Annotated in this window: 10 protein-coding genes; 6 read left to right on the plus strand and 4 right to left on the minus strand. The window is 42.6% G+C overall.

The genetic code is table 11. The annotated features are described in order from the left end of the window. Positions 1–23 precede the first annotated feature (23 nt). Positions 24–1,757 carry an oligopeptide ABC transporter substrate-binding protein gene (locus tag IGI73_RS05650; protein WP_438759137.1) on the plus strand — a complete coding sequence of 578 codons (1,734 nt, stop codon included), beginning with the start codon at positions 24–26 and terminating at the stop codon, positions 1,755–1,757. A gap of 317 nt (positions 1,758–2,074) precedes the next feature. Here the strand turns inward: IGI73_RS05650 and IGI73_RS05655 are convergent, their stop codons facing one another. After that, entirely contained in the window at positions 2,075–2,938 is an 864-nt protein-coding gene (locus tag IGI73_RS05655) for a helix-turn-helix domain-containing protein (RefSeq protein WP_428206388.1), read from the minus strand. A gap of 1,061 nt (positions 2,939–3,999) precedes the next feature. On the opposite strand from IGI73_RS05655, the gene IGI73_RS05660 reads away from it, so the two are divergent. From IGI73_RS05660 to IGI73_RS05670, 3 genes are all read left to right on the plus strand, one after another. Then, the gene (locus IGI73_RS05660; RefSeq protein WP_005225677.1) at positions 4,000–4,842 is read left to right on the plus strand and encodes a PRD domain-containing protein; all 843 of its coding nucleotides are present in this window, start codon (positions 4,000–4,002) and stop codon (positions 4,840–4,842) included. A 170-nt stretch (positions 4,843–5,012) separates the two neighbouring features. Next, entirely contained in the window at positions 5,013–6,914 is a 1,902-nt protein-coding gene (locus IGI73_RS05665; protein ID WP_010747921.1) for a beta-glucoside-specific PTS transporter subunit IIABC, read from the plus strand. 91 nt (positions 6,915–7,005) lie between these two features. Then, positions 7,006–8,475: a glycoside hydrolase family 1 protein gene (locus tag IGI73_RS05670; protein WP_015509445.1), complete on the plus strand. Its 1,470-nt coding sequence runs from the start codon at positions 7,006–7,008 to the stop codon at positions 8,473–8,475. A 52-nt stretch (positions 8,476–8,527) separates the two neighbouring features. Here IGI73_RS05670 and IGI73_RS05675 read toward each other — a convergent pair whose 3' ends face one another. The 3 genes from IGI73_RS05675 to IGI73_RS05685 form a co-directional block, all read right to left on the minus strand. Next, the gene (locus IGI73_RS05675) at positions 8,528–8,713 is read right to left on the minus strand and encodes a hypothetical protein (protein WP_074931802.1); all 186 of its coding nucleotides are present in this window, start codon (positions 8,711–8,713) and stop codon (positions 8,528–8,530) included. A 360-nt stretch (positions 8,714–9,073) separates the two neighbouring features. Then, positions 9,074–9,331, minus strand: a complete 258-nt coding sequence (locus IGI73_RS05680) for a hypothetical protein (RefSeq protein WP_005225681.1) — start codon at positions 9,329–9,331, stop codon at positions 9,074–9,076. 106 nt (positions 9,332–9,437) lie between these two features. Beyond that, positions 9,438–10,613, minus strand: a complete 1,176-nt coding sequence (locus IGI73_RS05685) for a helix-turn-helix domain-containing protein (RefSeq protein WP_270266561.1) — start codon at positions 10,611–10,613, stop codon at positions 9,438–9,440. A 159-nt stretch (positions 10,614–10,772) separates the two neighbouring features. On the opposite strand from IGI73_RS05685, the gene IGI73_RS05690 reads away from it, so the two are divergent. Together IGI73_RS05690 and IGI73_RS05695 are read left to right on the plus strand one after the other, a co-directional pair. Next, complete coding sequence (locus tag IGI73_RS05690) at positions 10,773–12,974, plus strand: glycoside hydrolase family 3 N-terminal domain-containing protein (RefSeq protein ID WP_438759138.1); 2,202 nt, start codon at positions 10,773–10,775, stop codon at positions 12,972–12,974. Between the two features lie 19 nt (positions 12,975–12,993). Continuing rightward, positions 12,994–14,346 carry a PTS sugar transporter subunit IIC gene (locus tag IGI73_RS05695; RefSeq protein ID WP_194194708.1) on the plus strand — a complete coding sequence of 451 codons (1,353 nt, stop codon included), beginning with the start codon at positions 12,994–12,996 and terminating at the stop codon, positions 14,344–14,346. Positions 14,347–14,348 lie beyond the last annotated feature (2 nt).

A 14,348-nucleotide genomic window follows, 5' to 3' on the forward strand; every position in this document is an offset into this window, starting at 1 on the left:
GGATTTAAATAAGGAGGAAGAGTATGAAGAAAACGAAGTTTGGCATGATTACTTTATTGGCAGCGCTTGTTTTAGGGGCTTGCGGACAAAGTAACGGAGGTGGAACAGGTTCGACAGATACACAAGAATCATCAACTGAGGCAGCTGGATTTGATATCAATGATTTGCAGCTTGCAGTTGAAAATAACGATGAAGTGATCGATGGGGGCGTCTTAGATGTTGCGGTAGTAACAGATACGCAATTCCAAGGGTTGTTTCAATGGGAGTTTTATCAAGATGCTTATGACCGTGACTTCATGTTACCAAGCCATGAATATTTGTTCCTACAAGATGAAGATTTCCGAATTGTGAATGGTGGACCAGCTGATTTAGAATTAGATGTCGATAACAACAAAGCAACGATCACTTTGCGTGAAGATTTGAAATGGTCTGACGGGGTCGATGTAACGGCTGAAGACGTGATCTTCTCTTATGAAGTCATCGGACATCAAGACTATGATGGCGTTCGTTACAACAATGATTTTACGAATATCGTTGGTATGGAAGAATACCACAGCGGCGATGCCGATACGATCTCAGGGATCACAGCAGTCAGCGATAAAGTCGTTGAAATCGAGTTTAAAGAAATGCATCCAGGTATGCAGCAATCCGGTGGAGCGATCTGGCATTCTGCATTAGCGAAACATGCCTTTGAAGGCATTGAAGTGGCAGATATGCCTTCAAGTGATCCCGTTCGAACCAATCCAATCGGTTTTGGTCCATACAAAATGAGTAATATCGTACCAGGTGAAACGGTGGAATATGTACCGAATGAACATTACTATGGCGATACACCAAACTTAGAAAAAATCGTGATGCGTAACGTCCCTTCGGCTTCAATCAATGAAGCGTTAAACGCGAAGCAATACGATTTAGTCTTAAAAATGCCAACAGATACCTTTGATACGTATCAAAACATGGATGGCTACCAAATGTTAGGTCGTCCAGAACAATCTTACACGTATCTTGGCTTTAATTTAGGTTCATGGAATGAGGAAACAAACAGTGTTGATTTTGATCCAAATGCAAAAATGGCGAACAAAGCATTGCGTCAAGCAATGGGCTATGCCATCGACAATGATGCGATCGGTGAGCGTTTCTACCACGGCTTGCGTTCAAATGCTTCAACATTGATCCCACCTGTTTATGGTACGTTGCACAATAGCGATGCCGAAGGATACCACTTAGATATGGAGAAAGCAAACCAACTTCTAGATGACGCTGGCTTTATCGATGTGGATGGCGATGGCTTCCGAGAAGATCCAGATGGCAACAAATTGACCATCAACTTTGCGTCAATGTCTGGTGGGGAAGTTGCCCAACCATTGGCGGATTACTATGTTCAACAATGGCAAGAAATCGGTTTAGATGTTCAATATTCAACAGGTCGTTTGATCGATTTCCAAGCCTTCTACGACAAGCTGAAAAACGATGATCCAGATATCGATGTCTTCCAAGCTGCTTGGTCTACTGGTTCAGATCCATCACCAACCAGCTTATGGGGACCAAATTCAGCATTTAACTACACTCGTTTTGAGTCAGATGAAAATACTGAATTGTTAGCTGCGATCGATTCAATCGATTCCTTTGATGAAGCAACACGGAAGGCTGCTTTTGATGCATGGCAAGAATATGCGATTGAAGAAGCTTTTGCGATCCCAACGTTGTATCGGAATCAAATCTTACCGATCTCTGATCGTGTCGCAAACTTTACCTAGGCATTTGATGCCGATCATAACCCATGGGCAACCATCGGTGTGACTTCAGAATCTCGTTAAACGGTTATTAAATTACACAAATGAAACGACAGCAGCGTGCTCGTTGCTTTTGCCAAACAAAACCAGTTAGGGCTAAAACCTAACTGGTTTTTTCTTGGCCCATGCAGACGGAAGAAGCAAGTCGAATGTTGAACCCTTCATTTCGAGCGGCTGTTTCGTGGGCGGGTTGGAGTGACATTGACGAAAAAGCTGAGCTCCGTTGGAAGATCAGCTTTTTTTGTTAGATAACATTACCTAAATGTCCATTTAATAAGCGGCTAAATCGCACGATTGGTAACAGCAGCAAGCAACTGTTGGAGATCGTTTTTATGGTTCTGGTAACCGGCTTGTTCAATAACGACTAAGGTGTTTTTTAGAATCTCTTTGTTCAACTGAGCGGATTGCAAATACGAGTATATTTCCTGATACAGCACTTGATGGATTTTTAAATAAAAATAGAGAGGAGTATTGGGTAGCGGTTCAGACAAAAGCAGAAACTTGTTAAGTAGATAGGCATCTTTATTTTCGCTGGCAAAGGCACAGCCGTTTAAGATCACGACACTTAACAGATTTGCATAAAATGGATCATTGGCGTAGTGAAGGATTTTTTTGATCCCATGATCTAAGTAATAACTGATCGTTTCTTGGTCAAAAATAAATAACAAATTTGAGAATAAATTTAACTCAAAGCGCCCCCAGGTTTCGATATCAAACAAGTATTGCTTTACCAGTTCGACTTCTTGGGTGTAAGCTCCTTGATTCATCAGAAATGATTCACGGTTGAGCAGCAGCAATCCTTGAACATACAAAGAATAATAGAAAAAATTTTGTGTCTCAAAGTAGCGTTTTTCCAGGCTAGTCAAGTAGTCGAGAGTCAGTGTTCGCTCATAGTAACGGGTATAGAAATCTTGCGCCAGCTGACGTTTCTGATCCGTGGCTTCGCTGTCGATCAACAGACTGAACTCATGAACCGTGATATTCATTTTGTCTAAGTAGTCAAACAGGGTTTGTGAAGAGAGGTTTGTTTTACGATTTTCGAATGATGAAAGGGTGGTACGTGAGGAAATACCTTCGGCAAGCTTGGCTTGCGAGATTTTGCGATCTGTGCGCAGTTTTTTGATTAAAGAGCCTTGCTGTTTCATGGGGGACCTCCTTAATTGTGACGCATTTCTGAACAATGTGATTTTAATAACATGTTATCAAATATAATAAGGTATAGCAAATAATAAAGGAGGTAGTTTTTCATGGAATTTGAACCATTCGGCCCTTGGGAAATCAACCCATTTAAAAACTAGTACTGCCTTTTCTGCGAAACCTTATCGTTGACCTTTCAATGATAAGTCTTGTGACTGTTTCCTTTATGATAGGAACAGCATTTTCCTCGCTCTCTGCGATTTTTATCGCAGGATCGAGCAACATCTTGAAGAATCGAAAGGTTATTTGATTGCTTCCCCCTCTCAAAGACACCTTTTCGTTTGTGGAAGTCATGAAGCGCATGAATCGCTAAAAGCGGTCAGTCACATTGAATGTCTGTCATGCACCAGACCTTCCCCAATTCTTTGATTCTTTGTGATTGATCGTTTTTTGTAAAGCATCATCCTTCTAGCTATGACCGTAATGTACGAAGATTACGGTTTTTTTGTTGTGTGCTGTTGGATAAAATCTGCAAGAGTTGTCACAGAGGGTTTATACAGAAAAACCCCTCACTATCAGTAAGAAAACTACGAGCAAATAAGTGTGAAACGAAGCCGAAAAGGAAAAAAGAAAAACGTTTGCAAAAAAAGTGTTGACATTTTTTCTCAGAATGAGTACTATTATCTCAACGGAACATGAGAGTGTTCTCATTACTGGATTCGTTACTGTTCGGCAGGCAAGACCAGAGGAAAAAAGTGCGTTGATTACCCAAAGTTTCTTGGGTTGTACACTTTTTTGCTTTGGTCTTCTTTTTTTGCTCCATTATTTCTAATAGCTAAAAAAAGAACCGGTTCCAAGGTAAGATCCAGTCATTGATCAGCAAAGGAGGGGAGAAGTAAAACGCAATGAACTGCCAGCTGGGTTTGACGATAGCCTGCAACACTTTCTGGAGCAGTCAATCACCTCGTCACTTAACGGCACGTCAGAGAAAAAAAATACAAGACCTTCTGCATAGACGTCAAAGGATGCAATGTTTTTAACGGGCTATGCTGATCAAGGAGGATCGTTCGTGAAGATTATCAAGAGGATCAACAACAATGTTGTACTTTCAAAAGAAGATGAAGTTGAAGTGATCCTAATGGGAAAAGGGATCGGCTTTCAAACGAAACCGGGTGACCCGATTCCAGCTGAGCGAATCGAAAAAAAATACTATCCAGAAGATGATTTGACAGTGGAACATATGTCGAAAGTCATGACGAAGGCTGACGAAAAACAAATGGCCGTCATTTATGAAATCGTGCGTCTTTTTCGGGATAGTGTTGGAACCGATTTCAATCCAAATGTTTATTTCACACTGATGGATCATATCTTGTTTGCCATCAGTCGTCAAAAGCAAGAAATTGTTTTGACCAATCCCATGCATTGGGAAATCAAGAAAATCTATGCCAAGGAATATGCGGTCAGTGTCCAAGCGGTCGAGTTGATCCGCAAAGAGCTGTATCCCGATTTTTCACAAGAAGAAGCTGCGTTTATCACTTTGCATTTCGTCAATGCGCAAATTGAAAAAAGCGCCAATCAAAGTGCTTATGAGCACACCGAGTTGACGAACAATATTTTACGGATCGTTAAGTACAGCATGAACATCGAGTTTGATGAGAATTCTTCCTACTTCCAACGGTTCGTGACCCACATTCGCTATTATTTAATTCGACAAAGTCAAGAAAAAGAAGAGCCAGTATTGGCAAATCCAATGATTGCCTTGGCCTTCAGCAGCTATCCAAAAGAAAAAGAAACCGCAGATTCGATCAAAGAATACTTATTTGAACAAAAGGGCTGGCATGTCAACGATATGGAATTGATGTATTTGATTCTGCATATCGGTAACTTAGCCGCTCACTCAAAATTAACCTAAGAATGGAAATGGATTCGTTACAGTTCGGCTGGCAAGACCTGCACTTTCTTACAATACTCGATGAGGAAACCCGTCACTCTTTTTTTAGGGGATCTCTCATGCTTGTTTATTGTAGAAATGGCTGGTCTTTTTATTTTTATTAAATGACCAATAAAAAAGGAGCAATCAAAATGGCAAAATATACTGAATTAGCGCAAGACATTTTGGCCCACGTTGGTGGCAAAGAAAATGTCTCATCTGTAAAACACTGTGTGACTCGCTTACGGTTCCACTTAAAAGACGAAAGCAAAGCGGACACTGATTATTTGCAAAAACGTGACGGTGTCGTGACCGTCGTCAAAGCAGGCGGACAATACCAAGTCGTTATCGGCAATCATGTGCCAGATGTTTATGATGAAGTGTTGAAAGTCGGCGGATTAGCCGATGGTGGCAGTCTTGATATCGATGAAGGCGACGGGCAAAAAGGCAGCTTGTTTGACCGCTTCATCGATGTTATCTCAAGCCTGTTCCAACCGTTCTTAGGTCCATTAGCGGCAGCCGGTATCTTAAAAGGGATCACGGCGTTGCTGGCAGCAACTGGGATGGAAGCGACCAATGGTATCTATGTAGTAATGAATACTTTAGGCGATGGTTTGTTCCAATACTTACCAATGATCTTAGCCGTCACTGCAGCGAAGAAATTCAAGATGAACACCTATACAGCATTAGCGATCGCAGGAGCGATGGTCTATCCTGGCTTAGCAGAAAGTGTGGCTGAAGCGAGCAAAGTCTTCGGTCTAACCTTGACCTTGCCAGCAGGCGGCTACTTCAACAGCGTATTGCCAATTATTTTAGCGATTTTTGTCGCTTCAAAAATTGAGCAGTTTATGCGCAAAGTCACACCTGACGTAGTCAAAATGTTTGTGGTTCCGTTTGTAACGATTTTGATCACTGTGCCGTTGACCTTCTTTGTGGTAGGTCCAGTCGCAAATACAGCCTCTAGCTGGATCGGTGTTGCTTTCCAAGCAGTGTATGATTTCAGCCCAATCATCTACGGCTTTGCTTTAGGGGCATTATGGCAAGTATTAGTTATGTTTGGTCTTCACTGGGGTCTTGTGCCATTGGCGATCATGGATATGGCGCAAAACGGCTCTTCGATTATTTTGACCGCAGCAGTGCTACCATGTTTCACGCAAACGGGTGTGTTAGCAGCGATTTGGTTGAAAACGAAAGAACCAAAAGTCAAACAAGGCGCAATGCCAGCATTGATCTCATCGATCTTCGGTGTGACTGAACCTGCGATCTATGGGTACACGTTGCCAATGAAAACACCATTTATCGTTTCTTGTTTAGTTTCAGGTTTCGTCGGTATCTACTTGTCAATCTTTAACGTCACTGGTTATGCAATGGGTGGTATGGGTATCTTCTTGTATCCTGCATATATTGATCCAGCAACAGGCAGCTTCCATAGTGTGATCCACTTGGCGATCGGTACAGTGATTGCAATCGTAGCGTCATTTATCATCATGATGTTGTTGAAAGTACCAACATTGTATACAACTGTTGATTCACCAGTCGACGGTCAAGCAACACCAGCAGCGCCAGCGCCAGAAGCAAAAACCGTTTCTGCCAGCGTCAAAGATGAAACAGTCAAAAGCCCAGTAACTGGTCAAGTGGTTGCTTTAGCAGATGTGGAAGACAAAGTCTTTTCTTCAGGTGCTATGGGAAAAGGGATCGCAGTTGAACCAGCGATCGGTGAAATCACTGCGCCAGCAGATGCAGAAGTCAAAATCTTGTTTCCAACAAAACATGCCATCGGTTTAGTGACAGAAGATGGAACAGAACTATTGATCCACATCGGTATGAATACGGTAGAACTTGAAGGCAATCACTTTACTGCCTACATCAACCAAGGAGACAAAGTCAAAGCTGGTCAAAAATTGATTTCTTTTGATACAGAGGCAATTCGTGCGGAAGGCTATTCCTTGCTGACACCAGTCATCGTCACGAATTCTAACGATTACAGTGACATCCAAACGACACAGTCAAAAGAAGTAACAGCTCAGGACGATTTGATTGAAGTCGTAAAATAAATGCGTTTAACGGCACGTCGCAGGATCAGTAAGAATGCTTTCTTGCTGATCTGCTGTGTCGATTATTAAAGAAAAAGAAAGTAGGCTAATCATGACAGAAAAACAATTTCCAAAAGGCTTTTTATGGGGCGGCGCCACTGCAGCCAACCAATTTGAAGGAGCATGGAACGAAGGCGGACGTGGTCCAGCGACATCCGATACAGCGATCGCTGTCAAACCAGAAGACCGCAAAAACATGGCAGAATTTGCTGCACCAATGACACGGGAAAAAGTTTTGTTTGCCTTAAATGACAAAGAAGGCTTGTATCCAAAACGTTGGGGGTCAGACTTCTACCATCGCTACAAAGAAGATATCGCTTTGTATGCAGAGATGGGCTTCAAAACCTTCCGTCTGTCCATCGCTTGGTCAAGAATTTTTCCAAATGGTGACGATGCTCAGCCAAATGAAGAGGGCTTGCAATTTTATGACAATGTGTTTGATGAGTGTGCGAAATACGGGATCGAACCCTTAGTGACCCTCTCTCACTACGAAACACCTATTGGGATCGCGTTGAACTATGGCGGCTGGAAAAATCGCCAAGTGATCGATTTGTTCGTCAAATACGCAGAAACCGTGTTGACCCGCTACAAAGACAAAGTCAAATACTGGTTGACCTTCAATGAAATCAATATCATGGGGATCTCTGGCTATGTTGGTGGTGCCTTGTTATCCGAAGACGGCACACAAAACCTTTCTGACATGTATCAAGCCGTGCATCATCAATTTGTGGCTTCTAGTTTAGCAACAAAATTTGCCCACGAAATCAATCCTGACATCAAAGTAGGGATGATGTTGGCACGAATGCAAGCTTACCCAGCTACACCAAATCCAGCAGATGTGATGGAAGAAATCAAGCGTGACCACGAGAATCTCTTCTTCTCTGATGTCCAAGTTCGTGGGAAGTATCCCGCATATACGAAGCGCTTCTTTAAAGAAAATGGCATCGAAGTGACCTTCGAAGACGGCGATTTAGACATTCTTGCGCAATACCCTGTCGACTTCATGTCCTTTTCTTACTACATGAGTTCTATTGCTCGCCACAATCCTGAAGAAGGCGGCGAAGCAACTGCTGGCAACTTTTCTTTAGGCGAATCAAACCCTTACTTGGAAGCCTCTGACTGGGGGTGGCAAATCGATCCAATCGGCTTGCGTGTGACTTTGAATAACTTGTACGACCGCTACCAAGTACCGTTGTTTATCGTTGAAAACGGCTTAGGTGCCTTGGATACGGTGGAAGAGGATGGTTCGATCCATGACAGCTATCGCATCGATTATTTGAAGGCGCATATCGAACAAATGTATGAAGCGATCGAAGATGGTGTGGAATTGATGGGCTATACGCCTTGGGGTTGTACCGACTTAGTATCGGCTTCCACGTCAGAAATGTCGAAACGCTACGGCTTTGTCTATGTAGACGCGGATGATGAAGGAAACGGCAGCTTTGACCGTTCCCGCAAAGATAGTTTCTACTGGTACAAAGAAGTGATTGCCACCAATGGCGGTAGTTTGTTACAGGATTAAAAACTAAACCAAAGCGGCTCTCTTTTGTGAGAGCCGCTTTTTTTTGCTGGGTTTAGAGAACAAAGAAGAAAAAGGGAATCAGCAGCTGCCATGCCAGAAAAATCAAAGATACAGTCAGCGCCCATTTCTTCATTTTTGGCTTAGGCACAACGGATTCAGGCATCAAATACACAAGGGAAAAAACCGTGAGAAAAAATAGCAGGGTCAGTGGTTGGACGACAAAGGTCAGCCAGTTCATAGGAAACGCTCCTTTCAAGAGGTTTGATGATTCTTTGCTATGATGTGGTAATTTACAATTTTATTATATATTTAATTATTTAGGAAGGCAATGTGTTCTAGGGGATCGCAAGTGTCACAACGAAAGGAATCAGAGAGAAAGGCTTGGCATGCCGTGATCGGCGAAAAGTGATTTTTTCATCAAAGCAGATTGAATAAGAATGAGTGAGGATGAATAATAAAAAAATCCCCTCGAAAGGGGATCATGAGCCGTAATCCTTACGAAGGGGATGAAAGGAGCTACTTCATAGGTATAGATCGTCATTGTTGTAGTCAAAAGGCATTAAGAGGGCGTTTTGGCGCGAGTCAGGCGCAGCTGCAGTCAACGTTTTCTACTACGCAAATAAAAAATATACCCAAGCAGACTAGCAGAAATCAAGAAACCCATAAAATAAACGGTTAGTTTCATATCTGGCATGACATAGGAGTATTCTAAGATTTTACAAACAAAGATGATCAAAGAAACAGTGATCGTTAGAGAAACCCATGTGAAACGCGGCAATCGTTTTGTTAGGAAGACCAAACCTAACGAAAAAAAGATGACTGGTACCCAAAAGATCAAGCGAGCAAGTTGGATCATTTTATCTCTCCTCATTCAAATTGATTTGAGTAAAAGGATAGCTTACAACGCTTGTTATTAAAAATGATAGCCATTGCTTCTGAGTATTTTTTCGTAAATTGTGTTTTCAACTTAAAGCATGGGCGTAATGCTGCTCTTTAAATTCTTTTGGTGTTTGCCCCGTCACTGCTTTGAAATTGCGGATAAAATGGCTCTGATTGGCAAAGGCTAATTGGGTGCTGATTTTTTCGTAGGAATAGTCTGTGAACAACAATAAATGCTTGGCTTCACTGATTTTTCGTTCCTGAATGTAACTGTGGATCGTTTTGTTCATTTCTTTTTTGAATTGATTGCACAGATGGGTCTTGTGTTTTTGAGTAATGGCAGCGAGGTCATCAATGGTCACTTTTTCATAGAGATGGCTATCAACATGATTCACGATCGTTTTGACCAGCAGCGATTTTTTCGCCAGCGGGTAGCTGTGTAAAAGCTCCATGAAGCGGTAGGTCGCTTCTTTGATATAGCGAAGGCATTCCTCAGCAGAATGAATATAAACCAGACCTTGGATCAAGGAATCAGATAAGCCGAATGCTTGGTTGACTGGTACTCCTTCGTCAATGCTCATGCGGGTCACGACAGCGACAAATGCCGAAAATTTTAGTTTCAACCCTTCAAGCTCATAAGGAGAGAGCGACACGCTGTAGGTCTCTTTCATTTTGTTGAACACCCAAACCACTTTTTCAGGCTCATTACGTTTGATGTAGTCGAGATAACGCAATTCAAAATGGTAGGAATCAAAGGTGGCTTCATGCACCCGACGTTCGTAAAGATTGGTTTCCAAACTAAGATCTGTTTGCATGGATCGGTCATGAGGCTCGTTTTGGTAATGCCAATGAATTTGGTCTTTTGCAAGAGGTTGCTCCGCAAACAGCGTATAAAGCAGTTGGATGTACTCTTCAAAGGAGTATTTGTCTTCTTTTGAGTAGTGCACATTGTAGTGGTATTCGTGTTCAAGAAACAGGTAAGACGTATCTGGTGTACCAATCACACCACAGGGTCCGATGACCATATAACAGGTTTTTCCAGCTAACTGAAATGCAAAACAACCAAGCATATATTTGCCGTAATGATAGAGATTCGCAACTGGGCCGTTCGTTTCTTCCAAATAGTGTTTCAGAGGATTCTGGGCTGTTAAGGTGAGTGGGGGATACAAAGGAGTTCCTTCTTGATCCAAGAGGATCATTGGAATCAAATATTTGCGATACAGCAGATCCATGGCGGTCGTAAGTGTTGTTTTGTTCATGAGACACCTCAAATCCAAACATTGTTTTTTCTTTTAGTATAACGTAAATTTTTTCGCATTCAATAAATATTTTATTATAAACACTAGTTTCTTAGTATATCTAAGGAAGGATTCTTTCTATAATTCAGATAAATAAAACGGTTACAGGGAGGAGCAAACATGGATAGTAAAAAATTGAAAGAATTGTTTCAGCAATTGACGCCAGAAGAAAAAATCGCTCAGACGATTCAATTGAATGGCAGTTTAGTCATTGAAAATGAGGTGATGTCTACGGGACCGATGCAAGATCTCGGACTTCCCAAATCGTTGAAGATTCATGAGATTGGTTCAATCTATAATGTCAATGATCATCAAAAATTGATTCAGTTACAAAGGGAAACGTTGGCACACAGCCGACTTAAGATTCCCATGCTGTTTATGTCTGATGTCATCTACGGGTTTCGGACGATTTTTCCGATCCCCCTTGCGCAAGCAGGTTCTTATGATTTTGACCTGATCGAGCAAGCCGCTGAGATGACCGCCAAAGAATGTTACCAAAATGGCCTTCATGTGATCTTTTCACCCATGCTGGATCTTGTTCGCGATCCTCGCTGGGGGCGGGTGATGGAGTCGCCAGGAGAAGATGTTTATACTGCCAAACGTTTTGCTAAAAGCGTCGTGACCGGTTACCAAGGCAATCTTGATCAAGGAGTGGCAGACAATCACGTTGCTGCTTGCATCAAACATTTTGCCGGTTACGGTGCACCCGAAGCAGGCAGAGAATACAATACGGTCGATATGTCGAATCAGCGCTTATTCAATGAATATTTGCAGCCCTATCAAGCGGCGATCGAAGCCCAAGCACTGCTAGTGATGACGGCCTTCAACCTATTGAATGGTGAACCTGCAACGGGTAGCCGCTGGCTGAACCGAGAGATTTTACGCGAACGATTCGGTTTTGATGGGGTACTGGTCTCCGATCATGCCGCCATCAAAGAATTGGTCCCTCATGGCTTTGCTAAAGATGAACGGGAGGCCGCTCAGAAAGGTTTGGAAGCGGGCGTTGATTTTGATATGATGACATCGGTCTATGCGACGCACTTGCCAGAACTGATCAAACAATCCGAATTAGCAGCTTTGTTGGATGAAGCAGTCTGGCGAATTCTCGTATTAAAAAATCAATTAGGTTTGTTTGAGGAACCCTATCGAGGGTTGAAAACGCAACAGACTGGAGAGGTTTTGTCGGAGGAAGCCAAAGAGCTAGCCGTTAAGTTAGTGGAAAAAAGTTGCGTGCTTTTAAAAAATGAGGGCAGCTTACCTTTGAAAAAAGACCAAACCGTCGCTGTGATCGGTCCTTATGGAGAAAGCCGGTTGACGTTAGGCTTTTGGGCGTCAGTTAGCGGCAAGCCACAAGATACGATTCCTTTAAAAACTGGTTTGCTGAAGCACTTCGCACCTGAAAACCTGATCTTTGCTCGTGGATACAATTTATTCGATTCGTATGAGCAATTTGGTCCTTTAAAAGTCGGGATCGAACAGCTGAATGGACCGATCGAACCAGAAGACCAGCTGCTTTTAGAAGCCGTCAAAGCGGCTGAGGCTGCAGAGGTCATCGTCTTGACTTTTGGGGAACAATTTTTGGAAAGCGGCGAAGGGGCATCAAAAGCTCATTTGCAGCTGCCAATGAAACAAATGCGTTTGATCCAAGCGTTGAAAAAAACTGGCAAGCCTTTGATTGGCGTGCTTTACACTGGCAGACCGCTAGTCTTAACACAAGTGGAAGCATTATTTGATAGTCTGTTGCTCGTTTGGTATCCAGGAACGATGGGCGGGATCGGGATCGCCAATCTGTTGAGTGGGCAGGCTTCTCCGACGGCAAAACTGGCGATGACCTTTCCTCGTAGTGAAGGACAGATCCCACTATACAGTGCCCAGATGCCAACGGGCAGACCTTTGACAGATGGTGAGCATTCTGATCGCTTTTTGTCAAAATACCGCGATGAATCAAATGAACCCTTATTCGCATTCGGAACAGGTCTTAGTTACAGTACGTTTACTGGTGAATGGCTTGGTAGTGAAGTATCTAGCGAGACGATCCAATTGGCTTATCGAGTGAAAAACCAATCAGCAACAGCTGCAGAAACCGTCATTCAAATTTATCTCATGCAGCGCCCAGCGGCAATGGTTCGTCCAAGTCGCCAATTAATCGCAAGTGACCTCATCTCATTCGCGCCCCAGGAAGAAAAAAAGCGAAAATTATCACTGCCGTTGTCAGAACTTGTTTTCTATGACAATCAAGGGACCAAACATTTTACCAAAGGGACTTATCGATTCCTAATACGGATCGATCAAAAAGAAACGATGCTTAGTGTAACGATCTAAACTAAAGGAGTGAGAAAGAATGGAAAAATTAGAAACATTTTTAAGTAGCAAACTATTACCAATGTCACAAAAATTACAACAAAACAAAGTCTTGGCCGCTTTGATGGAAGGCTTTATTCGAACAAGTCCCATCACTTTAGGAATTGCGTTTATCACGATCATTGGAAATTTTCCGATTCCCGGTTGGACGGACTATTTGACGAAAATTGGCATCTTCCAACATGTTGAAGCGATCACTAACGGAGCAACTGGCGTTTTTGCCCTATATGTCGTATACAGTTTGGCGTATTCTTACGCAAAACAGTTAGGAAGCAACGAACGCAACTCGGCGATTATTTCTTTAGCTAGTTTCATTATGTTGATGCCCCAAACCGTCGCAACGACCGTCATGCAAGATGGCCAAGCAGTGGAACAAACGATTGGTGCCTTGAAGCTTGATTTCTTAGGCGGCCAAGGACTATTTATCGGCATGCTGACCGCTTTGTTGGTCACTCGCTTTTATGCTTTCTTGTCGAGAAAAAATATTATGATCAAACTGCCAGACAGTGTTCCCCCAATGGTGACCCAGTCCTTAGCACCAGTGTTTGTTGTCACGATCATTTTTGCAGTCGTCTTTGTCTTACGTGTCTTGTTTGGGTTTACTTCATCTGGTTCGATTTTCCAATTCTTTATCGATGTGATCAATGCGCCGTTGAACTCCTTAGTTGCCAGCCCGCTATCGATCATCATCATTATGGAATTATTAGCCGTTTTATGGTTTTTCGGAATTCATAATGCAGTTTTACAAGGACCGCTCGGCGCGATTAGTATGACCATGGTCGTTTCGAATATTGCCGCTTACCAACAAGGACAAGAACTGCCTTATCTGATTCCTTCAGTGATTTATATGGGTATGTATGCTGCTGGCTTCATGGGCTTTGTGACCTTCTTTATGATCCGCAGCAAATCGGCAAAAATGAAACAATTAGGAAAATTGTCATTTATCCCGTCGATCTTTAATATCACAGAGCCAATCATGTTCGGGATGCCGATTATTTTGAATCCGTTGTTCTTTATTCCGCAAGTCTTTACACAATTGATCGCTGGCTTTGTGACCTGGGGATTGGCGACTACGATCCTCCCAATCAGCTTGAATCCAACCATGAGTCTATTGCCATGGACGACACCGACTTTTATCAAAATGCCATTTTCAGGAGGGCTTAACTACACGATCTTAATGATCATCTGTATGCTGATCGGTATTGTGATGTGGTATCCGTTCCTAAAAATTGCGGATAAAAAAGAGTACGAATTAGAACTGGCTGCTGAAAAAAAGCAAGCAAGTGAAGCAGCAAAAATGACAGAAAAAGTCGTGGAAGAAATTCAAGCGTAAAT

The sequence above is a fragment of the Enterococcus sp. DIV0755f genome, assembly GCF_051713725.1.
GTDB classification, from domain to species: domain Bacteria; phylum Bacillota; class Bacilli; order Lactobacillales; family Enterococcaceae; genus Enterococcus_D; species Enterococcus_D casseliflavus.

Bases quoted from the DNA above. Each gene is read 5' to 3' on its own strand.
- IGI73_RS05655 (WP_428206388.1), bottom strand. From the start codon at position 2,938: ATGAAACAGCAAGGCTCTTTAATCAAAAAACTGCGCACAGATCGCAAA.
- IGI73_RS05690 (WP_438759138.1), top strand. From the start codon at position 10,773: ATGGATAGTAAAAAATTGAAAGAATTGTTTCAGCAATTGACGCCAGAA.
- IGI73_RS05695 (WP_194194708.1), top strand. From the start codon at position 12,994: ATGGAAAAATTAGAAACATTTTTAAGTAGCAAACTATTACCAATGTCA.
- IGI73_RS05675 (WP_074931802.1), bottom strand. From the start codon at position 8,713: ATGAACTGGCTGACCTTTGTCGTCCAACCACTGACCCTGCTATTTTTT.
- IGI73_RS05650 (WP_438759137.1), top strand. From the start codon at position 24: ATGAAGAAAACGAAGTTTGGCATGATTACTTTATTGGCAGCGCTTGTT.
- IGI73_RS05665 (WP_010747921.1), top strand. From the start codon at position 5,013: ATGGCAAAATATACTGAATTAGCGCAAGACATTTTGGCCCACGTTGGT.
- IGI73_RS05680 (WP_005225681.1), bottom strand. From the start codon at position 9,331: ATGATCCAACTTGCTCGCTTGATCTTTTGGGTACCAGTCATCTTTTTT.
- IGI73_RS05670 (WP_015509445.1), top strand. From the start codon at position 7,006: ATGACAGAAAAACAATTTCCAAAAGGCTTTTTATGGGGCGGCGCCACT.
- IGI73_RS05685 (WP_270266561.1), bottom strand. From the start codon at position 10,613: ATGAACAAAACAACACTTACGACCGCCATGGATCTGCTGTATCGCAAA.